23 protein-coding genes are annotated in these 26,138 nt (G+C 62.7%); 10 read left to right on the top strand and 13 right to left on the bottom strand.

What is annotated here, in order from left to right:
• Positions 1 to 232 precede the first annotated feature (232 nt).
• Positions 233 to 2,524, top strand: a complete 2,292-nt coding sequence (gene bglX, locus QIW53_RS21700; protein WP_371051651.1) for a beta-glucosidase BglX — start codon at positions 233 to 235, stop codon at positions 2,522 to 2,524.
• Positions 2,525 to 2,659: 135 nt separating this feature from the next.
• Here bglX and QIW53_RS21695 read toward each other — a convergent pair whose 3' ends face one another.
• The 5 genes from QIW53_RS21695 to QIW53_RS21675 form a co-directional block, all read right to left on the bottom strand.
• On the bottom strand, positions 2,660 to 3,817 hold the full coding sequence (locus tag QIW53_RS21695) for a phospholipase D-like domain-containing protein (RefSeq protein WP_371051650.1): 1,158 nt from the start codon (positions 3,815 to 3,817) through the stop codon (positions 2,660 to 2,662).
• Position 3,818: 1 nt separating this feature from the next.
• Positions 3,819 to 4,409 (bottom strand): YceI family protein, encoded by a 591-nt coding sequence (locus tag QIW53_RS21690; protein WP_371051649.1) that lies wholly within the window; start codon positions 4,407 to 4,409, stop codon positions 3,819 to 3,821.
• An 89-nt stretch (positions 4,410 to 4,498) separates the two neighbouring features.
• Positions 4,499 to 4,828, bottom strand: a complete 330-nt coding sequence (locus tag QIW53_RS21685) for an amidase (RefSeq protein WP_371051648.1) — start codon at positions 4,826 to 4,828, stop codon at positions 4,499 to 4,501.
• Positions 4,825 to 5,919 carry a serine hydrolase domain-containing protein gene (locus QIW53_RS21680; RefSeq protein WP_371051647.1) on the bottom strand — a complete coding sequence of 365 codons (1,095 nt, stop codon included), beginning with the start codon at positions 5,917 to 5,919 and terminating at the stop codon, positions 4,825 to 4,827. Before QIW53_RS21680 ends, QIW53_RS21685 begins: the two co-directional genes overlap by 4 nt.
• A gap of 69 nt (positions 5,920 to 5,988) precedes the next feature.
• Complete coding sequence (locus tag QIW53_RS21675) at positions 5,989 to 6,873, bottom strand: acyl-CoA dehydrogenase (protein WP_371051646.1); 885 nt, start codon at positions 6,871 to 6,873, stop codon at positions 5,989 to 5,991.
• A 155-nt stretch (positions 6,874 to 7,028) separates the two neighbouring features.
• Here QIW53_RS21675 and olsB point away from each other — a divergent pair, with 155 nt between their 5' ends.
• Both olsB and QIW53_RS21665 read left to right on the top strand, forming a co-directional pair.
• Complete coding sequence (olsB, locus tag QIW53_RS21670; RefSeq protein WP_371051645.1) at positions 7,029 to 7,784, top strand: L-ornithine N(alpha)-acyltransferase; 756 nt, start codon at positions 7,029 to 7,031, stop codon at positions 7,782 to 7,784.
• Positions 7,784 to 8,575 (top strand): lysophospholipid acyltransferase family protein, encoded by a 792-nt coding sequence (locus tag QIW53_RS21665; protein WP_371051644.1) that lies wholly within the window; start codon positions 7,784 to 7,786, stop codon positions 8,573 to 8,575. The genes olsB and QIW53_RS21665 overlap by 1 nt, the downstream gene beginning before the upstream one ends.
• A gap of 109 nt (positions 8,576 to 8,684) precedes the next feature.
• On the opposite strand, the gene QIW53_RS21660 is transcribed toward QIW53_RS21665, so the two are convergent.
• The gene (locus QIW53_RS21660) at positions 8,685 to 9,263 is read right to left on the bottom strand and encodes an acyl carrier protein phosphodiesterase (protein WP_371051643.1); all 579 of its coding nucleotides are present in this window, start codon (positions 9,261 to 9,263) and stop codon (positions 8,685 to 8,687) included.
• Between the two features lie 169 nt (positions 9,264 to 9,432).
• On the opposite strand from QIW53_RS21660, the gene QIW53_RS21655 reads away from it, so the two are divergent.
• Genes QIW53_RS21655 through QIW53_RS21645 form a run of 3 tightly spaced genes read left to right on the top strand, consistent with a single transcriptional unit; the run spans position 9,433 to position 12,005 of the window.
• A complete protein-coding gene (locus QIW53_RS21655) occupies positions 9,433 to 9,735 on the top strand; it encodes an ArsR/SmtB family transcription factor (protein WP_371051642.1) in 303 nt (100 codons plus the stop codon).
• 33 nt (positions 9,736 to 9,768) lie between these two features.
• Positions 9,769 to 10,935, top strand: a complete 1,167-nt coding sequence (locus QIW53_RS21650; RefSeq protein ID WP_371051641.1) for an MFS transporter — start codon at positions 9,769 to 9,771, stop codon at positions 10,933 to 10,935.
• A gap of 20 nt (positions 10,936 to 10,955) precedes the next feature.
• On the top strand, positions 10,956 to 12,005 hold the full coding sequence (locus tag QIW53_RS21645; RefSeq protein ID WP_371051640.1) for an alkene reductase: 1,050 nt from the start codon (positions 10,956 to 10,958) through the stop codon (positions 12,003 to 12,005).
• Between the two features lie 295 nt (positions 12,006 to 12,300).
• On the opposite strand, the gene emhR is transcribed toward QIW53_RS21645, so the two are convergent.
• The gene (gene emhR, locus QIW53_RS21640) at positions 12,301 to 12,933 is read right to left on the bottom strand and encodes an efflux system transcriptional repressor EmhR (RefSeq protein WP_371051639.1); all 633 of its coding nucleotides are present in this window, start codon (positions 12,931 to 12,933) and stop codon (positions 12,301 to 12,303) included.
• A 266-nt stretch (positions 12,934 to 13,199) separates the two neighbouring features.
• On the opposite strand from emhR, the gene emhA reads away from it, so the two are divergent.
• The 4 genes from emhA (at position 13,200) to QIW53_RS21620 (ending at position 20,563) form a co-directional block, all read left to right on the top strand.
• The gene (gene emhA, locus QIW53_RS21635) at positions 13,200 to 14,357 is read left to right on the top strand and encodes an efflux RND transporter periplasmic adaptor subunit EmhA (protein ID WP_371051638.1); all 1,158 of its coding nucleotides are present in this window, start codon (positions 13,200 to 13,202) and stop codon (positions 14,355 to 14,357) included.
• A gap of 3 nt (positions 14,358 to 14,360) precedes the next feature.
• Positions 14,361 to 17,525, top strand: coding sequence for an efflux RND transporter permease subunit EmhB (gene emhB, locus QIW53_RS21630; RefSeq protein WP_371051637.1), 3,165 nt, complete (start codon positions 14,361 to 14,363; stop codon positions 17,523 to 17,525).
• Entirely contained in the window at positions 17,522 to 18,982 is a 1,461-nt protein-coding gene (gene emhC, locus QIW53_RS21625; RefSeq protein ID WP_371051636.1) for an efflux RND transporter outer membrane subunit EmhC, read from the top strand. Before emhB ends, emhC begins: the two co-directional genes overlap by 4 nt.
• A gap of 330 nt (positions 18,983 to 19,312) precedes the next feature.
• Positions 19,313 to 20,563 (top strand): OprD family porin, encoded by a 1,251-nt coding sequence (locus QIW53_RS21620; protein WP_371051635.1) that lies wholly within the window; start codon positions 19,313 to 19,315, stop codon positions 20,561 to 20,563.
• 144 nt (positions 20,564 to 20,707) lie between these two features.
• On the opposite strand, the gene pcaC is transcribed toward QIW53_RS21620, so the two are convergent.
• The 6 genes from pcaC to pcaH all read right to left on the bottom strand — a co-directional run bounded on the left by pcaC (position 20,708) and on the right by pcaH (position 26,103).
• Complete coding sequence (pcaC, locus tag QIW53_RS21615; protein WP_371051634.1) at positions 20,708 to 21,100, bottom strand: 4-carboxymuconolactone decarboxylase; 393 nt, start codon at positions 21,098 to 21,100, stop codon at positions 20,708 to 20,710.
• Positions 21,101 to 21,110: 10 nt separating this feature from the next.
• Positions 21,111 to 21,902, bottom strand: a complete 792-nt coding sequence (pcaD, locus tag QIW53_RS21610; RefSeq protein ID WP_371051633.1) for a 3-oxoadipate enol-lactonase — start codon at positions 21,900 to 21,902, stop codon at positions 21,111 to 21,113.
• 11 nt (positions 21,903 to 21,913) lie between these two features.
• Entirely contained in the window at positions 21,914 to 23,278 is a 1,365-nt protein-coding gene (locus QIW53_RS21605) for a 3-carboxy-cis,cis-muconate cycloisomerase (protein ID WP_371051632.1), read from the bottom strand.
• Between the two features lie 45 nt (positions 23,279 to 23,323).
• The gene (locus QIW53_RS21600) at positions 23,324 to 24,628 is read right to left on the bottom strand and encodes an MFS family transporter (protein WP_371051631.1); all 1,305 of its coding nucleotides are present in this window, start codon (positions 24,626 to 24,628) and stop codon (positions 23,324 to 23,326) included.
• A gap of 202 nt (positions 24,629 to 24,830) precedes the next feature.
• A complete protein-coding gene (gene pcaG, locus QIW53_RS21595) occupies positions 24,831 to 25,397 on the bottom strand; it encodes a protocatechuate 3,4-dioxygenase subunit alpha (protein WP_371051630.1) in 567 nt (188 codons plus the stop codon).
• Between the two features lies 1 nt (position 25,398).
• Positions 25,399 to 26,103 carry a protocatechuate 3,4-dioxygenase subunit beta gene (gene pcaH, locus QIW53_RS21590; RefSeq protein WP_371051629.1) on the bottom strand — a complete coding sequence of 235 codons (705 nt, stop codon included), beginning with the start codon at positions 26,101 to 26,103 and terminating at the stop codon, positions 25,399 to 25,401.
• Positions 26,104 to 26,138 lie beyond the last annotated feature (35 nt).

The following is a 26,138-nucleotide window of genomic DNA, read 5'->3' as shown; positions in this document are numbered from 1 at the left end:
ATTTTGCTCCCTTGCCTCATCCATTGAACCGTCAACCCAGCCACCCGCTGAACCACTGTTCGGGCATAATCGGCCACCGCACTGGATTGCATCCCGCCGATGGGCTAAAAGATGCACCAGCATAAAAAACTGCAGAAGTTTGCTGCATTTACCTGAACAACAATAGTCGCTCCCCAACTTTTGGCTGATCGGCGTGTATCGACTGCCGTTTAGGCCTTTGAGATAACTATTCATGAAGAAGCTGTGTTTGCTGGGTCTGCTCGTCAGCCTGGCCAGTCATAACGTATTGGCCGCTACGTCAGCTCCGCCTCTGGAGAACAAGGACGCCTTCATCAGCAACCTGATGAAGCAGATGACCCTCGATGAAAAAATCGGCCAGTTGCGCCTGATCAGCATCGGCCCGGAAATGCCCCGGGAGCTGATCCGCAAGGAGATTGCCGCCGGCAACATCGGCGGCACGTTCAACTCGATCACCCGCCCGGAAAACCGTCCGATGCAGGACGCGGCCATGCGCAGCCGGCTGAAGATCCCGATGTTCTTCGCCTATGACGTGATCCACGGCCACCGCACCATTTTCCCGATCCCGCTGGCACTGGCCTCGAGCTGGGACATGGACGCCATCGGCCGCTCCGGGCGCGTTGCCGCCCAGGAAGCCGCCGCCGACAGCCTCGACATCACCTTCGCGCCGATGGTCGACATTTCCCGTGACCCGCGCTGGGGCCGCACCTCCGAAGGTTTCGGCGAAGACACCTACCTGGTGTCGCGCATTGCCGGGGTGATGGTCAAGGCGTTCCAGGGCGCCGGTGCCAACGCCGCCGACAGCATCATGGCCAGCGTCAAACACTTCGCCCTGTACGGCGCGGTCGAGGGCGGTCGCGACTACAACGTGGTCGACATGAGCCCGGTCAAGATGTACCAGGACTACCTGCCACCGTACCGCGCGGCCATCGACGCCGGTGCTGGCGGCGTGATGGTGGCCCTGAACTCGATCAACGGCGTACCCGCCACGGCCAACACCTGGTTGATGAATGACCTGTTGCGCAAGGATTGGGGCTTCAAGGGCCTGGCGGTCAGCGACCACGGGGCGATTTTCGAGCTGATCAAGCACGGCGTCGCACGCGACGGTCGCGAGGCGGCGAAGCTGGCGATCAAGGCCGGCATCCACATGAGCATGAACGACACCCTGTACGGCAAGGAACTGCCGGGGCTGCTCAAGTCCGGCGAGATACAGCAAAGCGACATCGACAATGCCGTGCGTGCGGTGCTCGACGCCAAGTACGACATGGGCCTGTTCAAGGACCCGTACCTGCGCATCGGCAAGGCCGAAGACGATCCGGCGGACACCTACGCCGACAGCCGCCTGCACCGCGCCGATGCCCGTGACGTGGCCCGTCGCAGCCTGGTGCTGCTGAAAAACAGCAACGAAACCCTGCCGCTGAAGAAGACCGCGAAAGTCGCTCTGGTCGGTCCGCTGGCCAAGGCGCCGATCGACATGATGGGCAGTTGGGCCGCTGCCGGTCGCCCTGCGCAATCGGTGACCCTGTTCGACGGCATGAGCCATGTGATGGGCAACAAATCGACGCTGATCTACGCCCGTGGCGCCAACATCACCAGCGACAAGAAGGTCCTCGACTACCTGAACTTCCTCAACTTCGATGCTCCGGAAGTGGTGGATGACCCGCGTCCGGCCAACGTGCTGATCGACGAAGCGGTGAAAGCGGCCAAGGAGGCTGACGTGGTCGTCGCCGCCGTGGGCGAGTCCCGTGGCATGTCCCACGAGTCGTCGAGCCGCACCGACCTGAACATCCCGGAAAACCAGCGTGAGCTGATCCGCGCCCTGAAAGCCACCGGCAAACCCCTGGTGCTGGTGCTGATGAACGGCCGTCCGTTGTCGATTCTCGAGGAGAATCAGCAGGCCGACGCGATCCTGGAAACCTGGTTCAGCGGCACCGAGGGTGGCAATGCCATCGCCGACGTGCTGTTCGGCGACTACAACCCGTCGGGCAAACTGCCGATCACCTTCCCGCGTTCGGTGGGGCAGATTCCGACCTACTACAACCACCTGAGCATTGGCCGGCCTTTCACGCCGGGCAAACCGGGCAACTACACCTCGCAGTATTTCGACGACACCACCGGTCCCCTGTTCCCGTTCGGCTACGGCCTGAGCTACACCAGCTTCAGCCTGAGCGACATGGCCCTGTCATCGACCACGCTGAACAAGACCGGCAAGCTAGACGCCAGTGTCACGGTGAAAAACACCGGCAAGCGTGACGGCGAAACCGTGGTGCAGCTGTACATCCAGGACGTGACCGGCTCGATGATCCGTCCGCTCAAGGAACTGAAGAACTTCCAGAAAATCATGCTCAAGGCCGGTGAAGAGAAGGTTGTGCATTTCACCATCAGCGAGGATGACCTGAAGTTCTACAACACCCAGCTCCAGTACGCCGCAGAACCGGGCAAGTTCAACGTGCAGATCGGCCTGGATTCCCAGGACGTGACGCAGCAGAGTTTTGAGTTGTTGTAAGCACACCACGATACAAATGTGGGAGCGGGCTTGCTCGCGAAAGCGGAGTGTCAGACACCGAAGTTGTCGACTGATACACCGCTTTCGCGAGCAAGCCCGCTCCCACAGTGTTTTGAGTGACCTGAAAACCTGCGGCTACCCCCGCCGGTCCAATAGATTCACCACCACCCGATCCACCCATCCCCAGATCCTCTGCTTGACCCGCCGCCACAGTGGCCGGCGCTTCCAGTCCTGCAGGCTGACTTCCTGGCTCAAGGCAAAATCCTGCTCGAAACTGGCCGTTACCGCCTGGGTCAGGCTCGGGTCCAGCGCCTCGAGGTTGGCTTCGAGGTTGAAGCGCAGGTTCCAGTGATCGAAGTTGCACGAACCGATGCTCACCCAGTCATCGACCAGCACCATTTTCAGGTGCAGGAAACAGGGCTGGTATTCGAATATTTTCACCCCGGCCCTGAGCAGGCGCGGGTAATAGCGGTGTCCGGCGTAGCGCACGGACGGGTGATCGGTGCGCGGGCCGGTCAGCAACAGGCGCACATCGACCCCGCGACCGGCCGCCCGGCGCAATGAGCGACGCACTTTCCAGGTCGGCAGGAAGTACGGCGTGGCCAGCCAGATTCGGCGCTGGCCGCTGTTCAGCGCCCGCACCAGCGATTGCAGGATGTCACGGTGCTGACGCGCGTCCGCGTAGGCCACGCGCCCCATGCCCTCGCCCGTGGACGGTACGCGCGGCAGTCGCGGCAAGCCGAAATGCGCGGTGGGTTTCCAGGCTCGCGGGTGGCGGTTGGCGATCCACTGGCGGTCGAACAGCAACTGCCAGTCGATCACCAGCGGGCCGGTGATTTCCACCATGACTTCGTGCCATTGGCTGGTGTTTTCGCTGGGCAACCAGAACTCATCGGTGACACCGGTCCCGCCCACTACCGCCAGGCTTTGATCGACCAGCAACAGCTTGCGGTGATCGCGATAGAAGTTAGCCACCCAGCGCCGCCAGCTCAGGCAATTGTAGAAACGCAGTTCCACCCCCGCCGCCAGCAGCCGCTGGCGCAAGGTCAGGTTGAACGCCAGGCTGCCGTAATCGTCGAACAGGCAGCGCACCCGCACGCCTCGCTCGGCCGCCTGGACCAGGGCCTGAACCATGGCTTCGGCGCACTCGCCCGCCTCCACCAGGTACAACTCCAGCTCGACCTGTTCCTCGGCCCGGGCAATCGCCACCAGCATCCGCGGAAAAAACTGCGGACCGTCGATCAGCAGTTCGAAGCGATTGCCTTCACGCCAGGGAAAAATCGCGCCTTGCATGTCAGCGCGCCGTGAAGATCAGCACCGCACCCACCGGCACCGACAGGCTGATGGCCGACAAACCGGCGGTCTTGCGCAAGGCCTCCAGGCCTGGCGCCAGATCGAAGTCCGCTGCGTTGATGATCAGCGGCTCCAGGGTCACCACCTGAAAACGCCGATCGTCGAGGCGGGTGGCCAGCAGCTCGGCGTTGTATTGATGTTGTTTGCCGTGCAGATCGACGGTCACCGGCAGGCGCAATTCCAGCTGCGCACCAGAGGCCAGATCGTTGATCGGACGCAAATCGATCTGCGCGGAAATCACCGCTTCGGGGAAGCGCTCGATCTCGAACAAATCCTTGCGCATGCGCTCGTCGCGCAAGGGGATGCCGCTGTAGATCGACTCCAGCTCGACTTCGACCTCAGCCAGCCCCTTGGGGCTGACCTTGCCGTGCAGCACCAGAAAACGCTGAACCTCGGAAACGTTGGCGTCCTTGGTACTGACGAACGACAGCCGCGAGGACTCGCCGTCCAGGTACCAATTGGCCTGGGCTGAGCACGCGGCGCCTGCCAACAGCACAGCGGCGAGGGTTTTGCAGAGGGACCGTTTGTACATAAAGACTCGTGGGGCAGATAAACCTGCACGAACCTTAACCGCCCGCGCGCCCGTTGCAAACTGCCAGCGGTTGCGGCCCGTGCCGCGACTCAGAAATTCAATCGGCAGCCCTGACGCTCGCCCACCCATTGCGCACTGTTGCTGCGGCCCAGGCCACTGACCGACACGCGTTTATCGGCGGGGTCATCGGTAAAACGGCCGATGGGCAGCCACTGTTTCACATAGCCACGGCAATAGGCTGCGTCGTTGTGCATGACATAGCGGCACGAGCAATATTCCTTGGCGGTGTAGGCGCTGATGATGTCGGGAAAAGACCAGAGCGCCACCCGCTCCTGCCAGCCCCAGCCGAGCAGGACGACCAGCAGGATCAGCCCCAGCGTGACAAAGGGTCGACGGCGGACAAAATGGCGGCGAGTCATGGTTGCACCGTCCCGGCGAACGCCTGGCGCGCCAGCTTGAGCAGTTCGTTGTGCCGATAACGTCCGTCGCGATCATCGCCGTAGCGCACAATCACCAACTGTTCACTGGGGATCACGTACAGGGCCTGGCCCCAATGGCCCAGTGCCGCGAAGGTGTCGGCCGGGGCGTCGGGCCAGGGTTGCGCCGCGCCATCTGCCGAGCGATTGAGCCACCAGTGGCCGCCCGGCACGGCTTCGTCCTGATGGGCCTTATAGCGTTCGAACGGTTGACGGTTGAAGGCGATCCATTCCCTGGGCAGCAATTGCCGGTCGCGCCAACGGCCGGCGCGGGCCATCAGCAAACCGATGCGCGCCAGGTCCCGGGCGGTGAGGTAGGCGTAGGACGAGGCGACGAACGTGCCAGTGGCGTCGGTTTCCCAGACCGCCTGGCGAATGCCCAACGGTTCGAACAGCGCCGTCCAGGGGTAGTCCGGATAACGCGCCGGGCCAACGATTGTTTTCAGCGCGGCGGACAGCAGATTGCTGTCGCCGCTGGAATAACGAAACGCCTGACCGGGTTGCGCGTAGACAGCATGATCGGCGGTGAACCGGGCCATGTCCTGCTGGCCACGGGTGTAGAGCATCGCCACCACCGAAGACTTCAACGGCGCGTATTCGTAGTCCTCCTGCCAGTCCAGGCCCGAAGCCCAGTGCAGCAGGTCGGCCAGGGTGATCGCGGGATGCGCGGCCAATGCCGGGTAGAACCTGGCCGCCGGGTCCTCGAGCTTGAACAGGCCCTCGCCATAGGCCACACCGAACACCGTGGCCATCAGGCTCTTGCTGATCGACCAGGTCAGGTGCGGGGTGTCGGCGTGAGTCGGGCCGGCGTAGCGCTCGTAGATCAAATGGCCGTCACGGATCACCAGCAGGGCGTCGGTGCGCACGCCTGTGCGTTGCGCATCGTCGCGGGGCGGGAAGGCATAGGCCTCAAGCGCCTGGAGGGCTGGGCCGGTGGGCGTCGGTGTGGTGGGCCATTGCTCGCCGGGCCAGGTATCGGCCTGGGTGCTGAGGCTCAGCAGCAAGAGGAACAGCAGGGACACGCCTTTGAACATGGCGGGGGCTCTGGGAATGGGCGGGGTGAGGTTAGCTGAGGTTGATGACAGTTTTGGAATGTGTGTAATTCATCCCGCCGCCATCGCGAGTGCCTTGGCCAAGCGCTTTGCCCTGGCCCCTGCCGCCAGGTCCATCACTGCCTGATCGCGCTGCCACATCGCTGCCCACTGCGGCGGCCCATCGGCCAGAGCCTGGTTCACCTCGGCCTTGAGCCCGTCGAATTGCGCGAACAAACCGCCCAGCAACACATGCCCGGACGGGTTGTTCGGCGCCTGGCGGCTGACTTCCGCACAGCCGGCCAGCAACGCCAGCAGACGCAGTTGCAAGGCCTGCGGCCAATCGCAGTCCTGGCCGACGCCATACAGCCAGGCGCCCATGGCGCTCAGCACATAAAGGTCTTCAAGGGTGCGGAACGGTTTGACGTACGCGTCCCAGCCATCCCCCGCGAGCAATTCACACAGCGCATGGTCCAGGACCAGTCGCCCGTGGTGGATGTCCGGCATCAGCGGCATGGGCGGCAGTGTTTCGACCTGCACGCCGGGCTCGCCGGGGTAAACCACCGCCAGGCTCAGGCGCGGATCGGTGCCGGGCGCTTCGCTGCGGGCCGCGACCAGCAGCCAGTCGGCCGCATCGCCGGCGGTGACGAAATCCTTGCGCCCGCTCAGGCGCAGGTCGTTCAGGCGGGTCTGCATGTCCGCCGCCCGCAGGCTGCGCCGCTCGGTGGCACACAAAGCGCCGAGGCTCAACGGCGCGCTGGGCCAGAGCATGCGCAACGCCGCCTGATAACCCACCAGGAAGGCCAGGCCCGGGGTCGCCATCAGGCGCCCGCCGGCCACCGCCAGCTCGAACGGCGTGACCGTCCCCAACTCACGCAACAGGGTCGCGAATCCCTCCCTCAGATCCGAGCTGGCGGTTAAACGATCACGGCGTTGCAACAGGGTTTGCCAGGGCATGGAAGGCTCCTTGAAGGCTGTCATACAAGCATCACCAAAGTTTAACGGCGATGACACCGGGGCTACATAGCCTGACTTTGCACAACAAGGCTGGATAAAGAAAGTCGATCCGCTGTAACCCAAAGACGGGTGAGCAGCCCGCACGGAGATTCGCCATGACTCAGATCGCCCGCATCAGCGACACCGGCAATGAACGCCGCCTGCAAGCCGAACGCCTGGTAGGCGCCAAAGCCCTGCAGGAGGCCCAGGCCTTGCGCTTCAACGTATTCAGCGGTGAATTCGACGCCAAGCTCAAAGGCGCGGAGCTGGGTCTGGACATGGATGATTATGACGCTCACTGCGCCCACATCGGCGTGCGCGACCTGAACACCGGGCGCCTGGTGGCGACCACCCGCCTGCTCGACCACACGGCCGCCAGCAGCCTGGGCAAGTTTTACAGCGAAGAAGAATTCAGCCTGCACGGCCTGGTCCACCTCAAGGGCCCGATCCTGGAGATCGGTCGCACTTGCGTCGACCCGGCCTACCGCAACGGCGGCACCATTGCCGTGCTCTGGGGTGAGCTGGCCGAAGTGCTGAACCAGGGCGGCTACAGCTACCTGATGGGTTGCGCGAGCATCCCGATGCAGGACGGCGGCGTTCAGGCCCATGCGATCATGCAGCGCCTGCGCGAACGCTACCTGTGCACCGAACACCTGCGCGCCGAGCCGAAAAAGCCGCTGCCGGCGCTGGACATCCCATCCAACGTCATTGCCGAAATGCCGCCGCTGCTCAAGGCCTACATGCGCCTGGGCGCGAAGATCTGCGGCGAGCCCTGCTGGGACGAAGACTTCCAGGTCGCCGACGTGTTCATCCTGCTCAAACGCGACGAACTCTGCCCGCGCTACGCCAGGCACTTCAAGGCGGCGGTGTAATGAGCCGCCTGCGGGTGTACGCGCGGATCGCGCGAGTCCTGGCGGTGGTGACACTGGGGCTGGGCATGGCCAGTGTCTTTGGTGTGTTCGAGCGTCTGGGCATGTCTCATTCGATGAGCCGTCGGCAGCGCTGGTCGCGGTTCTTCATGGCCCGCCTGACCAACGCCCTGCCCTTTCGCGTGACCGTACACGGTGAACTGCCGAAGGAATCGATGCTCTGGGTCAGCAATCACGTGTCCTGGACCGACATTCCACTGCTGGGCATGCTCACGCCGCTGTCGTTCCTGTCCAAGGCCGAAGTGCGCACCTGGCCCGTGGCGGGCTGGCTGGCGGCCAAGGCCGGCAGTCTGTTCATCCGTCGCGGTTCGGGCGACAGCCAGTTGATCCGCAAGCAGATGACCCGCCATCTCGAACACGCCCATCCGCTGCTGATGTTTCCGGAAGGCACCACCACCGACGGCCGTTCACTGCGCACCTTCCATGGCCGGCTGCTGTCGGCGGCCATCGATTCCCAGGTGAAGCTGCAACCGGTGGCCATTCGTTACCTGCGCGAAGGCGAAGTGTGCTCGCTGGCGCCGTTCATTGGCGACGATGACCTGCTGTCGCACCTGATGCGCCTGTTCGCCAACGACCTTGGCGACGTGGAAATCCACCTGCTCAGACCGATCGCCTGCGAAGGCCGCGAACGCGCGGCGCTGGCGTTCGAAGCGCAGCAGGCGGTGCAGAAGGCATTGTTCGGGGCGGTTCCGGAAAAACAGCAGGTGCCGATGCGGCCGGCGATTGCGGCTTGAATCTGCTATCCACCTGTAGGAGCGAGCATGCTCGCGATGGACTGAAGGACAACGCGGGGTGTCAGGAATCCAGCGTTATCGTTGACGACCATCGCGAGCATGCTCGCTCCTACAGGATTTGCGAATTCTGTGAAAAATCCTGCAACTGCGGATAAAACAACCTGAAGTCTTCACTGAGCGGCTCATACAGCGCCCGCAGTTCCTGCATGGCCGCTGCCAGCTCTTCCGGCCGCGTCAGCCGCCGCGCAATGCCCCGTAGCACCTGCTCCAGCACCTCGAACTCGCGGTAGGAGCCCAACCAGTCGTCGGCCACCATATACGGCGCGATTCTCGCCAGCCGCTCCGGCAATTGCCGTTCGCTGGACAGCACCCGGTAGACATCCGACGTGAACGTTTCCAGCGGGCCGTCGGCGTACAGCGCCCAGTCGCGCGCCAGGCAGTGATCGAAAAACACGTCGAGCACGATCCCGGCGTAACGCCTTCGGGTCAGTGAAAAGCGCGACAGCGCCACGTCCACCAGCGGATGGCGATCGGTAAACACGTCGATGCGACGGTGCAACTGAATGGCGGCTTCGATGTCCGGCGCGAACTGCCCCTGCAGCCGACCCTTGACGAAATCGCCATACAGACTGCCGAGCAGTTGACCGGGACGCTGGCCACCGAGATGAAGATGTGCGAGATAGTTCATGGGCGCAGCTTAGCACCGCCCGGTGTCGCCCTGACACCTCATATCGTTATAACCCGATATAGCGAAATATGCGTTCGCCAGAACAAAATCATATTTGTATATCGCGATGTAACGATTTAAATTTCGCTTAATCGCGATATAACGTTTTACACCTGACAGGCCCACCGCCATGAACATCGACCTCGACGAAATAATAAAAGCCCTGGCGCACCCGGTACGGCGAGAAATCCTGCACTGGCTCAAAGACCCTGCCGTCGAATTTCCCGACCAGTCCCACAGCAACGAGCACGGCGTGTGCGCCGGGCAGATCGATCAACGTTGCGGCCTGTCGCAGTCCACGGTGTCGGCGCACCTGGCGACGCTGCAACGCGCCGGCCTGATCAGCAGCCGCAAGGTCGGCCAGTGGCATTTCTTCAAACGTAACGAGGAAACCATCCAGGCCTTCCTCAGCACCTTCAGCAAAGAGCTCTGACCCTTAACGTCAGCCAGCCCAAAGGACACAACGATGCCCCTCTCGCTACTCATCCTGGCCCTGAGCGCCTTCGCCATCGGCACCACCGAGTTCGTCATCATGGGCCTGCTGCCCGAGGTGGCGGCGGACCTCGGTGTGTCGATCCCCGGCGCCGGCTGGCTGGTGACCGGTTACGCCCTGGGCGTGGCCATCGGTGCGCCCTTCATGGCACTGGCCACCGCGAAGCTGCCGCGCAAGGCCGCACTGGTGGCGTTGATGGGCATTTTCATTATCGGCAACCTGCTGTGCGCCCTGGCCAGCGACTACAACGTGCTGATGTTTGCCCGGGTCATCACCGCCCTGTGTCACGGCGCCTTCTTCGGCATCGGTTCGGTGGTGGCGGCCAACCTGGTGCCGGCCAACAAGCGTGCGTCGGCGGTGGCCTTGATGTTCACCGGCCTGACCCTGGCCAACGTCCTCGGCGTGCCGCTGGGCACCGCACTCGGTCAGCAGGCCGGCTGGCGCTCGACCTTCTGGGCGGTGACCGTGATCGGCGTGATTGCCTTGATCGGCCTGATCCGTTTCCTGCCGGCCAAGCGCGATGAAGAAAAACTCGACATGCGCTCCGAACTGCGAGCCCTCAAAGGCGCCGGCATCTGGCTGTCGCTGAGCATGACCGCACTGTTCGCCGCGTCGGTCTTCACCCTGTTCACCTACGTCGCACCGCTGCTGGGCGAAGTCACCGGTGTCTCGCCACGCGGCGTGACCTGGACCCTGATGCTCATCGGCCTGGGCCTGACCGTCGGCAACATCATCGGTGGCAAACTGGCCGACAAGGGCCTGGCGGCCACGCTGATCGGCGTGTTCATCGCCATGGCCGTGGTCTCCACCGTACTGACCTGGACCAGCGTCGCGCTGATCCCGACCGAGATCACCCTGTTCCTCTGGGCCACCGCGTGTTTTGCCGCCGTGCCCGCCCTGCAAGTCAACGTGGTGACCTACGGCAAGGCCGCTCCAAACCTGGTGTCGACCCTGAACATCGGCGCCTTCAACGTCGGCAACGCCCTGGGCGCCTGGGTCGGCGGCAGCGTCATCGCCCACGGCTTCGGCCTGACCCGCGTACCCCTCGCCGCTGCGGCGCTGGCGGTGCTTGCCCTGCTGGTCACCCTGATCACATTCCGCCAGAACGGTAATTCCGAGCTGGCTCCTGCTACTAACTGATACTTCTTGAGGATGTTGAAATGACGACTATTTTCGATCCGATCAAACTGGGCGACGTCGAGTTGGCCAACCGCATCATCATGGCGCCACTGACCCGCTGCCGCGCCGACGAAGGTCGCGTGCCCAACGCACTGATGGCCGAATACTACGTGCAGCGTGCCTCGGCCGGCCTGATCCTCAGCGAAGCGACGTCCGTCACGCCGATGGGCGTTGGCTACCCGGACACCCCGGGGATCTGGTCCAACGACCAGGTCCGTGGCTGGACCAACGTGACCAAGGCGATCCACGGCGCGGGCGGCAAGATCTTCCTGCAACTGTGGCACGTCGGCCGGGTGTCCCACCCGTCGTACCTGAACGGCGAAGCGCCGGTTGCGCCGAGCGCGCTGCAGCCAAAAGGTCACGTCAGCCTGGTGCGTCCGCTGGCCGATTACCCGACGCCACGCGCCCTGGAAACCGATGAAATCGCCGAGATCATCGAGGCTTATCGCACCGGTGCCGAAAACGCCAAGGCCGCAGGCTTCGACGGCGTGGAAATCCACGGTGCCAACGGCTACCTGCTCGATCAGTTCCTGCAAAGCAGCACCAACCAGCGCACCGACCAGTACGGCGGTTCCCTGGAAAACCGTGCCCGCCTGCTGTTGGAAGTCACCGACGCCGCGATCGAAGTCTGGGGCGCCGGCCGTGTCGGCGTGCACCTGGCACCGCGTGCCGACTCCCACGACATGGGCGACGACAACCTGGCCGAGACCTTTACCTACGTCGCCCGCGAACTGGGCAAACGTGGCATCGCGTTCATCTGCTCGCGGGAGAAAGAAGGCGCCGACAGCCTTGGCCCAACCCTCAAAGAAGCGTTTGGCGGTCCTTACATCGCCAACGAGCGCTTCACCAAGGACAGCGCCAACGCCTGGCTGGCCAGCGGCAAGGCGGACGCCGTGGCCTTCGGCATCCCGTTCATCGCCAACCCGGACCTGCCGGCGCGCCTGCAAGCCGACGCACCGCTGAACGAGCCGCACCCGGAAACCTTCTATGGCAAGGGGCCGGTGGGCTACATCGACTACCCGACGCTGTAAGCCTCAGCCCTGAAATACAAAAGCCCCGGTTCGAAAGAGTCGGGGCTTTTTGTTGTGCCCCGTAAGGGCATGCCTTTGTGTAGGAGCGAGCATGCTCGCGAAGAGCGTGAGAACACCGCGCGGTGTCAGGATGCCAGCGTTATCGGTGACGACCATCGTCGGAACGCCACCCGGGACAAGTCCATTCCTACAGGGAAAAGCGATACAACACAAAATTCCTACAAAATAGGGTGCATAGTGGCTGTCATCATGGCCATCAGCCGTATATAAAAGCATCCCGTTTATGTACTTTGGTTCATTTGCGCAGGCTGGGGCTCAGGCGCAGCATGTCCAGCCCGGTATCGACCCAGCGCTCGGCTTCGGCGTGCAGTTGAAAACTGTCCGGGGCCAGGAGCCACTGGTACAGAATGCCGTCGATGTAGGCATGCAGGCTGATCGCCGCCCGAGCCGGGTCGAGATCTTCCGGCAACTGCCCGCGATTCACCGCGTTACGCAAGGCCAGGCCAATGCGCACATTGCAATCGAGGCTCACCTCCCGCCGTTGCTGGCGCAGATCGCACATTTCATCGGTGAATTCGCACTTATGAAACAAAATCTCATTGATGCGCCGGGTTTTCGGGTCCAGTGCAACTTGATGAAACAAATGAATCAGCAGATTACGCATGCAACCCAACGGGTCGGGCTCGTCTTCGCTTTCGCTGGCCTTGGCCATTTCATCCAGCGGCTCATGCAGCGTATCGAGCATGGCCTGCACCAAGTCCGCCTTGTTGCTGAAATGCCAGTAGATGGCCCCGCGCGTCACGCCAGCCAGGGTCGCGATGTCGGCCAGCGTCGTGCGCGCCACGCCCCGTTCGTAAAAGGCTTTCTCGGCCGCTTCGAGTATCTGGCTACGGGTTTCCTGAGCTTCCTCTTTGGTACGACGGACCATGGCAGTACAACCTCAATCAGGGTGCTTCAGCGATGTCTGAACAGGCGCTGAATAAAAGTGGGGCGAGCGCTCTCGGGGCCCGTCCCCGGCCTACAATTCGAAACTTTGAAGCGGCTTCGGTAACGGGAAGGATACGCAGCCAAGGTATTTACAAACAACCATGAACGTAAGTATATTCCTTAGCAAGCTACTTATCCACCCGGCACTCATTTTTTACCCTTTCACCTTTCCTGTGCGCCTTTGGCGCGCCTGACCCGAGGATTTTCATGCAATTCAAGCCAGCTGTTACCGCTCTGGTCGCCGCCGTCGCCCTTGCATCGCTGCTCAGCGGTTGTAAAAAGGAAGAGGCGGCGCCCGCCGCTCCACCGCCTCAGGTCGGCGTCGTCACCCTGCAACCCCAGGCTTTCACCCTGACCTCGGAACTGCCGGGGCGCACCAGTGCCTATCGCATTGCCGAAGTCCGTCCACAGGTCAACGGCATCATTCTCAAGCGTCTGTTCAAGGAAGGCGCCGACGTCAAGGCCGGCCAGCAGCTGTATCAGATCGATCCAGCGGTGTATGAAGCCACGCTGAAAAGCGCCGAAGCCAACCTGCAGCAGACCAAGTCGATTTCCGACCGCTACAAGCAACTGGTCAACGAGCAAGCCGTGAGCCGTCAGGAATACGACACGGCCCTGGCCAACCGGCTGCAATCGGAAGCGTCCCTGCAAAGCGCACAGATCAATGTGCGCTACACCAAAGTCTACGCGCCACTGAGCGGTCGCATCGGCCGTTCGAGCGTGACCGAAGGTGCACTGGTGACCAGCGGTCAGGCCGACGCCATGGCCGTGATCCAGCAGTTGGACCCGATCTACGTCGACGTCACCCAGTCCTCGGTTGAACTGCTGCAACTGCGCCGCGAACTGGAAAGCGGTCGCCTGCAAAAGTCCGGTGACAACGCGGCGGCGGTCAAGCTGACCCTCGAGGACGGCAGCCAGTACAAGCTGGACGGCAAGCTGGAATTCTCCGAAGTCTCGGTTGACCAGACCACCGGTTCCGTGACCCTGCGTGCCGTGTTCCCAAACCCGGATCACACCCTGCTGCCGGGCATGTTCGTGCATGCTCAACTGCAGGCCGGCGTGAACAGCGCAGCCATCCTTGCTCCCCAGCAAGGCGTGACCCGTGACCTCAAGGGCAGCCCGACCGCCCTGGTCGTCGGTGCAGACAACAAGGTCGAGTTGCGTCAGCTCAAGGCCAGCCGCACCGTCGGCAGCCAATGGCTGATCGAAGACGGCCTGAAAGCCGGCGACCGCCTGATCACCGAAGGCCTGCAATTCGTCAAGCCTGGCATTGAAGTCAAGGCCACCGAGGCCACCAACGTCGGCGCGAAGAACCCGGCCCCCGCACAGGCAGCTGATAAGGCTTCCAGCGGCAAAGGGGAGTAAACCATGTCGAAATTCTTTATCGAACGACCGATTTTCGCCTGGGTGATTGCCCTGGTGATCATGCTGGTCGGTGCGCTGTCGATCCTCAAGTTGCCGATCAACCAGTACCCGAGCATTGCCCCTCCGGCAATCGCCATCTCGGTCACCTACCCGGGCGCCTCCGCACAAACCGTGCAGGACACCGTGGTCCAGGTCATCGAGCAGCAGCTCAACGGTATCGACAACCTGCGTTATGTGTCTTCGGAAAGTAACTCCGACGGCACCATGACCATCACCGCGACCTTCGAGCAAGGCACCAACTCCGATACCGCGCAGGTCCAGGTGCAGAACAAGCTGAACCTGGCCACCCCGCTGCTGCCGCAAGAAGTGCAGCAACAGGGTATCCGCGTGACCAAGGCAGTGAAGAACTTCCTGATGGTGATCGGCGTGGTTTCCCGCGACGGCAGCATGACCAAGGACGACCTGTCCAACTACATCGTATCCAACATGCAGGACCCGATCTCGCGGACCGCCGGTGTCGGTGACTTCCAGGTGTTCGGTTCGCAGTACGCGATGCGCATCTGGCTCGATCCGGCCAAGTTGAACAAGTTCAACCTGACCCCGATCGACGTCAAGACCGCCATCGCGGCGCAGAACGTCCAGGTGTCGTCCGGCCAGCTGGGCGGCTTGCCTGCCCTGCCCGGTACTCAGTTGAACGCGACGATCATCGGCAAGACCCGCCTGCAGACCGCCGAGCAATTCGACAAGATCCTGCTCAAGGTCAACAAGGACGGTTCCCAGGTCCGTCTCCGGGACGTCGCGGACGTCGGCCTGGGTGGCGAAAACTACAGCATCAACGCCCAGTTCAACGGCGCGCCGGCCTCCGGTCTCGCGGTCAAGCTGGCCAACGGTGCCAACGCCCTCGACACGGCGAAAGCCCTGCGCACCACCATCAACAACCTCAAGCCGTTCTTCCCGCAAGGGATGGAAGTGGTGTTCCCGTACGACACCACCCCGGTGGTCACCGAATCGATCAAGGGCGTCGTTGAAACCCTGGTCGAGGCAGTCGTGCTGGTGTTCCTGGTGATGTTCCTGTTCCTGCAGAACTTCCGCGCCACCGTCATCACCACGATGACCGTGCCGGTGGTCTTGCTCGGTACGTTCGGGATTCTTGCGGCGTTCGGCTTCAGCATCAACACCCTGACCATGTTCGGCATGGTATTGGCCATCGGCTTGCTGGTGGACGATGCCATCGTCGTGGTGGAAAACGTCGAGCGGGTGATGAGCGAGGAAGGCCTGTCACCCAAGGAAGCCACGAAGAAATCCATGGGGCAGATCCAGGGCGCCCTGGTCGGTATTGCCCTGGTGCTGTCGGCGGTGTTGCTGCCCATGGCGTTCTTCGGCGGTTCCACCGGCGTGATCTACAAGCAGTTCTCCATCACCATCGTCTCGGCCATGGCCCTGTCGGTGCTGGTCGCACTGATCTTCACCCCGGCCTTGTGCGCCACCATGCTCAAGCCGATTGCCAAAGGCGACCACGGCACTGCCAAGCGCGGGTTCTTTGGCTGGTTCAACCGTAACTTCGATCGCAGCGTGCTCAGCTACGAGCGTGGGGTGGGCAACATCCTGCGTCACAAGACGCCGTACCTGCTGGTCTACCTGATCATTTTCATCGGCATGATCTGGCTGTTTCTGCGCATTCCGTCCTCCTTCCTTCCCGAGGAAGACCAGGGCGTACTGTTCGCCCAGGTGCAGACACCGGCGGGTTCCACGTCCCAGCGCACGCAAGTGGTCGTGGACCAGATGCGTGAATACCTGCTGCGTTCGGGCAAGGACGGCGGTGAAGGCGATGCGGTGAACTCGGTGTTTACCGTGACCGGCTTCAACTTCGCCGGCCGTGGCCAGAGTTCGGGTATGGCGTTCATCATGCTCAAGCCATGGGACGAACGTAACGCCGACAACAGCGTGTTCAAGGTCGCCGCCCGTGCGCAGCAGCACTTCTTCACCTTCCGTGACGCCATGGTGTTCGCGTTTGCCCCGCCAGCCGTACTGGAACTGGGTAACGCCACCGGTTTCGACGTGTTCCTGCAGGACCGCGCCGGCCTGGGCCACGAGAAGCTGATGGAAGCGCGCAACCAGTTCCTCGGCATGGCCGCGCAGAGCAAGGTGCTGGCGCAAGTGCGTCCGAACGGTCTGAACGACGAGCCGCAATACCAGCTGGAAATCGATGACGAGAAGGCCAGTGCCCTGGGCATTACCATCGCCGACATCAACAACACCCTGTCGATCGCACTGGGCAGTAGCTACGTCAACGACTTCATCGACCGTGGTCGCGTGAAGAAGGTGTACGTGCAAGGCCAACCGGACTCGCGCATGAGCCCCGAAGACCTGCAGAAGTGGTACGTGCGCAACAGCGCGGGGACCATGGTGCCGTTCTCGGCGTTCGCCAAGGGTGAGTGGATCTACGGTTCACCCAAGCTGTCGCGTTACAACGGCGTGGAAGCGGTGGAAATCCTCGGCGCCCCGGCACCAGGTTACTCCACCGGTGAAGCCATGGCCGAAGTCGAAGCCATCGCGAAGAAACTGCCGGCCGGCGTCGGTATTTCCTGGACCGGCCTGTCCTATGAAGAACGCCTGGCCGGTTCCCAGGCACCGGCGCTGTTCGCACTGTCGCTGCTGATGGTGTTCCTGTGCCTGGCGGCGCTGTACGAAAGCTGGTCGATTCCGATCGCCGTGGTGCTCGTGGTGCCGCTGGGTATCATCGGTGCCCTGCTGGCCACCAGCCTGCGCGGCCTGTCCAACGACGTGTACTTCCTGGTGGGTCTGTTGACGACCATCGGTCTGGCGGCGAAAAACGCCATTCTGATCGTCGAGTTCGCCAAGGAACTGCATGAGCAAGGCCGCAGTCTGGCCGATGCCGCGATCGAGGCCTGCCGCATGCGTCTGCGCCCGATCATCATGACCTCGCTGGCGTTCATCCTCGGCGTTGTACCGTTGGCAATTTCCACCGGTGCAGGTTCGGGTAGCCAACATGCGATCGGTACCGTGGTAATTGGCGGTATGATCACTGCCACTGTACTGGCGATCTTCTGGGTCCCACTGTTCTTCGTCGCCGTATCGTCCATGGGCCAGCGCAAGATTGCCGACCAGGACGCTGCATTCGAACCTTCCAAAGAGGCTGGCCAATGAGCAAGTCGCTACTCTCCATCGCAGTCGCCGCCTTCGTGCTGAGCGGCTGCTCGCTGATCCCAGACTACCAGCAGCCGCAAGCGCCGGTGGCCGCCCAGTACCCGCAGGGCCCGGCCTATTCGCCGGCCCAGGCGCCGGCCCAGGCGGCTGCGGAGCAAGGCTGGAAGCAGTTTTTCCATGACCCGGCGCTGCAGCAGATGATCCAGGTCGCTCTGGAGAACAACCGCGACCTGCGTGTCGCGGCGCTGAACATCGATGCGTTTGCCGCGCAATACCGCATCCAGCGTGCCGACCTGTACCCGGCCATTTCGGCCAACGGTACCGGCAGCCGCCAGCGGGTGCCGGCGGACGCTTCGCAGACCGGTCAGGCGGGGATCACCAGCTCCTACTCCGCCACCGTCGGCATCAGTGCCTACGAGCTGGACCTGTTCGGCCGGGTTCGCAGCCTGAGCGAACAAGCGCTGCAACAGTACTTCGCCACCGAAGAAGGTCGACGCAGTACGCAGATCAGCCTGGTGGCCAACGTGGCCAATGCCTACCTGACCTGGCAGGCCGACAAGGAACTGCTCAAACTGACCCAGGACACCCTCGGTGCGTTCGAGGAGAGCTACAAGCTCACCTCGCGCAGCAACGAAGTGGGGGTCGCCTCGGCGCTGGACCTGGCGCAGTCGCGGACCTCGGTGGAAAACGCCCGTGCGCAACTGGCCCGTTACACCCGCCAGGTCGCCCAGGATGAAAACAGCCTGGTGCTGCTGCTCGGCACCGGCATCCCGGCCAATCTGCAAGCCGCCAAGCCGCTGTCCGACGATCTGCTGAGCGATGTGCCGCCCGGCTTGCCGTCGGACCTGCTGCAACGCCGTCCAGACATCCTGCAGGCCGAATACAACCTGAAAGCGGCCAACGCCAACATTGGCGCGGCGCGTGCGGCGTTCTTCCCGAGCATCAGCCTGACCGCCAACGCCGGGACCCTCAGCCCCGACCTGTCGGGCCTGTTCAAGGGCGGTTCGGGCACCTGGCTGTTCCAGCCGCAGATCAACCTGCCGATCTTCAACGCCGGCAGCCTGCGCGCCAGCCTGGATTACTCGAAAATCCAGAAGGACATCGGCGTGGCGAACTACGAGAAGTCCATCCAAACGGCCTTCCAGGAAGTCGCCGACGGTCTGGCCGCGCGCCAGACCTACACCGAGCAGTTGCAGGCGCAACGTGATTTCGTCAATGCCAACCAGGATTACTACCGCCTGGCCGAGCGTCGTTATCGCATTGGCGTCGACAGCAACCTGACCTTCCTTGATGCCCAGCGTCAGCTGTTCAGCGCCCAGCAGGCCTTGATCACCGACCGTCTGGCACAGCTGACCAGCGCCGTGAACCTGTACAAGGCACTGGGCGGTGGGTGGAACGAACAGACGGCGAAAGTCGAGCCGCAGAAAGAAGAAGCACCGAAGATGCGGTTGTTCTGATTTTTGGCGCGACACACGAAGCCCACCGTTTGGTGGGCTTTTTGTTTTCAGCGGGGAATCTCTACTGGCAGTGCCGGCGTCATCGTCGGAACGCCGCCCGGAGCAAACCCGCTCCCACAGTGACCCGGGTCCTTCAGGAGGAATGCGGTCAAATGTGGGAGCGGGTTTGCTCCGGGCGGCGTTCCGACGATGAGGCCAGTCAATACATCACAAAAACCCTGATCAATATCAGTTCGATAATCGCCCAAAACCCACTTCCGCAGATTGAACCATCCAGTACATTCACAGCACCATCGGGCCCACAAAACCAATAACAACAGGCTCGAATCCATGACACTCGCAATCCGTCCCCACTACTTGATCGCCCTCGCCGTCGCCAGCACCACCCTCCCCGCATCAGCCGAAGAATCGGGTTTTGTCGAAGGCACCAAGGTCAACCTGAACCTGCGCAACTTCTACATCAACCGCAACTTCACCAACCCCAGCAAAACCCAGGGCAAGGCTGAAGAGTGGACGCAGAGTTTCATTCTCGATGCCAAATCCGGGTTCACCCAGGGCACCGTCGGGTTCGGCATGGACGTGCTGGGCCTGTACTCGGTGAAGCTCGATGGCGGCAAAGGCACCGGAGGCACGCAACTACTGCCGCTGGACCACGATGGCCGCCCGGCGGACAATTTCGGCCGAACCAACGTGGCGTTCAAGGCCAGGCTGTCGCAGACCGAGGTCAAGGTGGGTGAGTGGATGCCAGTCTTGCCGATCCTGCGTTCCGACGATGGTCGCTCGTTGCCGCAGACCTTTCGCGGCGGCCAGGTGACCTCGAAGGAAATCAGCGGCCTGACGCTCTACGGTGGCCAGTTCCGGCAGAACAGTCCGCGCGACGACAGCAGCATGGGCGATATGTCGATGACCGGCAAAGCCGCGTTCACGTCCGATCGCTTCAACTTCCAGGGCGGCGAATACCTGTTCAACGACAAGCGCACGCAAATCGCTGTGTGGAACGCGCAGCTCAAGGACATCTACCGCCAGCAATACCTCAACCTGACCCACAGCCAGCCCGTCGGCGACTGGACCCTGGGCGCCACCCTCGGCTATTTCCATGGCGAGGAAGACGGCAGCGCCCGGGCCGGCGACCTGGACAACAAGACCTGGTCGGCCCTGCTCTCGGCAAGATATGGCGGCCATACCTTCTACGTGGGCCTGCAAAAACTCAGCGGTGACAGCGCCTGGATGCGCGTCAATGGCACCAGCGGCGGCACATTGGCCAACGACAGCTACAACGCCAGCTACGACAACGCCCGGGAACGATCCTGGCAACTGCGCCACGACTACAACTTCGTGGCCCTGGGCATTCCCGGCCTGACCCTGATGAACCGCTACATCAGCGGCGATAACGTGCACACCGGCACGATCACCGACGGCAAGGAATGGGGACGCGAAAGCGAATTGGGCTACACCGTACAAAGCGGTGCGCTGAAAGACCTGAACCTGAAATGGCGCAACTCGACGATGCGCCGGGATTTCAGCAACAACGAGTTTGATGAGAACCGGATGATTGTCAGCTATCCGATCAGCCTGTTGTAAATCCTGATACCGCCATCGCGAGCGGGCTCGCTCCCACAGGGGATCTACTGTGGATACAAAACCTGTGTCCGCATCGAACAACCTGTGGGAGCGAGACCGGCTTGCCGGCGATGGCGTCAATGAATGCACCGCAAAACGCGGAATTTAGTCCCGCGACTCAACCCCCAACTCATCCCAAACCGACTCGGCCAGGTGAAACGTGGCATTGGCTGCCGGAATGCCGCAGTAGATTGCGCTCTGCATGATCACTTCCTTGATCTCGCCACGGCTGACGCCATTGTTGGCGGCGGCGCGCAGGTGCAGCTTGAGCTCGCCTTCGCGGTTCATGCCGATCAGCATGGCGATGGTGATGAGGCTGCGGGTGTGGCGCGGCAGGCCCGGACGGGTCCAGATGTCACCCCAGGCATGGCGGGTGATCATTTCCTGGAACTCCGAGTTGAACTCGGTCAGCGTGGTCAGGCTGCGGTCGACATGGGCGTCGCCGAGCACGGCGCGACGCACGTTCATGCCCTCGTCGTAACGTTGTTTCTCGTCCACAACAATCCCCTTAAGCGGCCAACAGGAAGGCCAGCACCCGCGCGCTGAAATCAGCCCCGGCCTGGACATTGGACAGGTGCGCGGCATAAAACTCGGCGTACTCGGCCCCCGGCACCCGTTCCTCGATGAAGTGCCCGCCGGACGGCGGGGTGACCGCATCCTCGGTGCCGGCAATCACCAGCAAAGGCACGCTGATCGAGGACAGTTGCTCGCGGAAATCGGCATCGCGCACGGCCGCGCAATTGGCCGCATAACCTTGCGGTGAGGTGGCCGCGAGCATGTCGGTGATTCTCTTCGCCGCATCAGGGTGGGCCTGGGCGAAGTCCGGCGTGAACCAGCGCGCAATCGACGCGTCGCGCAGCGCCACCATGGCCGCCGCGCCATCGCGCAGCACCGTCTCGATACGCGGGTTCCAGATCGACGGATCGCCGATCTTCGCGGCAGTGTTGCACACCACCAGCCGGTTCAGGCGCTGACCGGCATTGATCCCCAGCCACTGGCCGATCAGGCCGCCCATCGACAGGCCGCAGAAATGCACGCGCTCAAGCTTCAAGGCGTCCAGCAGCGCCAGCACATCGGCACCCAGTTGCCCGATGCTGTAGGGCCCCGGCGTGACCAGGGACTGGCCGTGCCCACGGGTGTCGAAACGCAGCACGCGAAAGTGCCGGGTGAAGTCGGCCATCTGCGCATCCCACATGTGCAGGTCAGTGCCCAGCGAGTTGGACAGCACCAGCACCGGCGCCTCTTGCGGCCCGTCGAGCTGGTAATGCAGTTCGCCCTCGGCGAGTTGTACGAAAGCCACAGCAATCTCCTTCAGGCAGTCAACGCGGAATGTTCAGCCACCGCACGCTCGACCCAGACCTGGGCCTGACCGAGGTAGTGGGCGGGGTCCAGCAGGTCATCGAGCTCAGCCGCCGACAGTTCGGCGGTCACTTGCGGCTCGTCGCCGAGCACGGCGCGCAGGTGTCGTTGTTCGGCCACGGCGCGCTTGCAGCATTGCTCCAGCAGGTGGTGCGCGGTGTCGCGCCCGACGCGCTGGGCGAGGACGATGCTCACCGCTTCGGCCAGGACCAGGCCCCGGGTCAGGTCGAGGTTGCGCGCCATGCGCTCGGCGTCCACTTCCAGACCGGCCGCGAGCAACAGCGCCTGCTTGAGGCTGCCGGACACCAGGCAGCAAATCTCCGGCAGGGTCTCCCACTCGGCGTGCCACAGGCCCAGGCTGCGTTCGTGCTCTTGCGGCATGGCGCTGAACAGGGTCGAGAGCAGGCCGGGCACCCGCGTCGCGGCGCCGATCAGCACCGCCGCCCCCACCGGGTTGCGTTTGTGCGGCATGGTCGAGGAACCGCCCTTGCCCGGCGCCGAAGGTTCGAACACTTCGCCGGCTTCGGTCTGCATCAGCAGGCTGATGTCGCGCCCCAGTTTGCCGAGGCTGCCGGCGATCAAGCCCAGCACCGAGGCGAACTCCACCAGGCGATCGCGCTGGGTGTGCCAGGGCTGCTCCGGCAGGCTCAGCTGCAACTCGTCTGCCAGCGCTTGGGCAACCGGCATGGCCTGCTCGCCCAGGGCGGCCAGCGTCCCGGACGCACCGCCGAATTGCAGTACCAGCAAACGCGGTTTGAGTTCTCGCAAGCGTTGTCGGCTGCGATTGACCGCGCCCAGCCAGCCGGCGATCTTCATGCCCAGGGTGACCGGCGTCGCATGCTGCAACCAGGTGCGCCCGGCCAAGGGTGTGGCGACAAAACGCTCGGCTTGTGTCGCCAGGGTTTCGCCCAGTTGTGCCAGATCGTCTTCGATCAGTTGCAGCGCGCGGCGCAGTTGCAGCACCAGGCCGCTGTCCATCACGTCCTGGCTGGTCGCACCCAGATGGACATGACGCTCGGCCTCGGCATCGCTGGCCGCAATCCGCTGCCCCAGGGCCTTGACCAATGGAATTGCCGAGTTGCCCGCCGTGGCGATCGCCTCGCCCAGTGCGACAAAGTCGTAATGCCCGGCCTGGCAGGCGGCTTCGATTGACGCCACGGCAGCCTGCGGAATCAGCCCGACCCGCGCTTCGGCCCGGGCCAGCGCCGCTTCGAAATCGAGCATGGCCTGGACCCGGCCCTGATCGCAGAACACGTCGCGCATATCGCGGGCAGTGAAATAGGCATCGAACAATTGATTGCCCGGTCGCTGGTTCATAAACAGTCCTTGAAAGCGTGGGCCGCAACGGCCCACGCAGAGGGATCAAAGGTCGTGGTGCAGGTATTTCGCCTGTTTCGGCAGGCGCAGGCTGAACAGGAAGGCCACTGCCATCATCACCGTGACGTACCAGTAGAACGAGTTTTCCATGCCGCCGGCCTTCAGGCTCAGCGCAACGTATTCCGCCGAACCGCCGAAGATCGCGTTGGCCACCGCATACGCCAGGCCAACACCCAGGGCGCGCACTTCCGGTGGAAACATCTCGGCTTTCACCAGGCCACTGATCGAGGTGTAGAAACTGACGATGGCCAGCGCCAGGGTGATCAGCACGAAGGCCAGGAACGGACTGCTGATGCCTTTGAGGGTCAACAGGATCGGCACGGTAAACAGCGTGCCGAGGCCACCGAACCAGAGCATCGAATTACGCCGGCCAATCTTGTCGGCGAGCATGCCGAAGAACGGCTGCATGCACATATAAAGGAACAGCGCGCCGGTCATGATGTAACTGGCGGTCTTGGCATGCATGCCGGCGGTGTTCACCAGGTATTTCTGCATGTACGTGGTGAAGGTGTAGAAAATCAGCGAACCACCGGCGGTGTAGCCCAGCACGGTGATGAACGCGGCCTTGTGGTCACGGAACAACGCCATGATGCTGCCGGCGTCCTTGTTCTCGCGCATTTCCTTGCTGGTGGTTTCCTTGAGCGAACGACGCAGGAACAGCGAGATCAACGCGGCCACGGCGCCGACCACGAACGGAATCCGCCAGCCGTAGGCGCGCAGTTCATCTTCGTTGAGAAACTGTTGCAGGATCACCACCAGCAACACTGCCAGCAATTGCCCGCCAATCAGCGTCACATACTGGAATGAGGCGAAGAATCCGCGCTGGCCCTTGAGCGCCACCTCACTCATGTAGGTGGCGGTGGTGCCGTACTCGCCGCCCACGGACAGGCCCTGGAGCAAGCGGGCGAACAGCAGCAGGACCGGGGCCCAGACGCCGATGTCCTTGTAGGTCGGCAGGCAGGCGATGAGCAACGAGCCGAAGCACATCATCAGAATCGAAATCAGCATCGAGTTCTTGCGCCCGTGCTTGTCGGCGACACGGCCAAAGATCCAGCCGCCGATCGGACGCATCAGGAACCCGGCGGCGAACACGCCGGCGGTGTTCACCAGTTGCACCGTCGGGTTGTCCGAGGGGAAAAACGCCGGGGCAAAATAGATCGCGCAGAAGGCGTAGACATAGAAGTCGAACCATTCGACGAGGTTGCCCGACGAAGCGCCGACAATCGCGAAGATGCGTTTGCTGCGTTCTTCGCCGGTGTAGTGCGATGTAGTCGCGGAGGGAATGGTCATTGTTGGTTCACTCTTTGGGGACATTCAAAGTCTAGACACACTTTGCAACAGTCCCGTTCCTCAATTGGCTCAGCGCTGCAGATCTCTGTAGGAGCGAGCATGCTCGCGATGGTCGTTAACGATAACGTTGGGTGCCTGACACCCCGCGTTGTCCTTGAGTCCATCGCGAGCATGCTCGCTCCTACAGGGAGGAATCACCCGATCAGTAATCAAAAAACACCGTCTCGGCGTCGGTGCCCTGCAACACCACATTCCACTGGTAGACACCGCTCGCATCGGGCTTGGCCAGCAGCGTGGCGCGGCGCTCGGCGGGCACGCACTCCAGCAACGGGTCGCTGACATTGGCCGGTTCGCCTTCGAAGTAGATCCGTGTCAGCAAGTGCTTCACCAGGCCGCGAGCAAATACCAGCACCACCAGGTGCGGCGCCTGGGTCGAGCCCTTCAGGCCTTCGACGGTGCCAGGCTTGATCGTGGTGAAGCGAAAGCGCCCTTCGGCGTCCACCGGAATCCGGCCAAAACCTTCGAAGTGTGGGTCCAGGGGCTTGTCCTGAGCGTCTTCGGGATGATCGTATTTGCCGGCAGCGTTGGCCTGCCAGACTTCGAGCATCGCATCGTTGACGATGTCGCCGTTGCCATCGACGACTTGCCCGGTGATCGCCACGCGTTGGCCCAGGGTCTGCTCGACGGTCAGATTTTCACGGTTCAGCCAGGTCAGGCCGATGTGGTAATACGGCCCGACGGTGTGGGACGTGGTCGCAGTCAGGGTCATCTTATTTCTCCATCGGCGTGGCGTCGCGGCCGCGCAGGACGATGTCCCAGCGATAACCGAGGGCGTAGGAAGGGATGGTTTTTTCCAGGTCGAAACGGGCGATCAGACGCTCTTTGGCCTGGGTATTCGGGACGCAGTTGTAGATCGGGTCGTACGCCAGCAAGGGGTCGCCGGGGAAATACATCTGCGTCACCAGGCGGGTCAGGATGCTCGGCCCGAACAGCGAAAAATGCACATGCGCCGGGCGCCACGCGTTGTGGTGGTTGCCCCACGGATAAGCGCCAGGCTTGATCGTCTGGAACTGATACCAGCCATCGGCGTCGGTCACGGTGCGGCCGGTACCGGTGAAGTTCGGGTCCAGCGGCGCATCGTGCAGGTCACGGGCATGGGCGTAGCGTCCGGCGGCGTTGGCCTGCCAGATCTCCACCAGGATGCCCGGCACCGGCAGGCCGTTTTCATCCAGCACCCGGCCGTGAATGATGATGCGCTCTCCCTGGGGTTGCCCTTCGTGCTGGGCAGTCAGGTCGTTGTCCTTGTCGTTGATGCGCTCTGCACCGACGGTCGGTCCGGTAATTTCCGACAATGAATGGGGCAGAAACACCAACGGCTTGGACGGCGACCGCAGGTTGGTGGATTGGTAAGTCGGGTGCAGGTATTCCGGCTGGGTGCCTTCCTGCGGGCGGCGATAACCAGGCTTGTCAGACATTTCGCTTTCCTCTGTTCTTGTTAGTCCGCTGGGCG

Source organism: Pseudomonas fluorescens (assembly GCF_041354075.1).
Taxonomy (GTDB): domain Bacteria; phylum Pseudomonadota; class Gammaproteobacteria; order Pseudomonadales; family Pseudomonadaceae; genus Aquipseudomonas; species Aquipseudomonas fluorescens_CE.
Note: the sequence above shows the minus strand (reverse complement) of the source record. Positions and strands in the feature narration are given on the sequence as shown.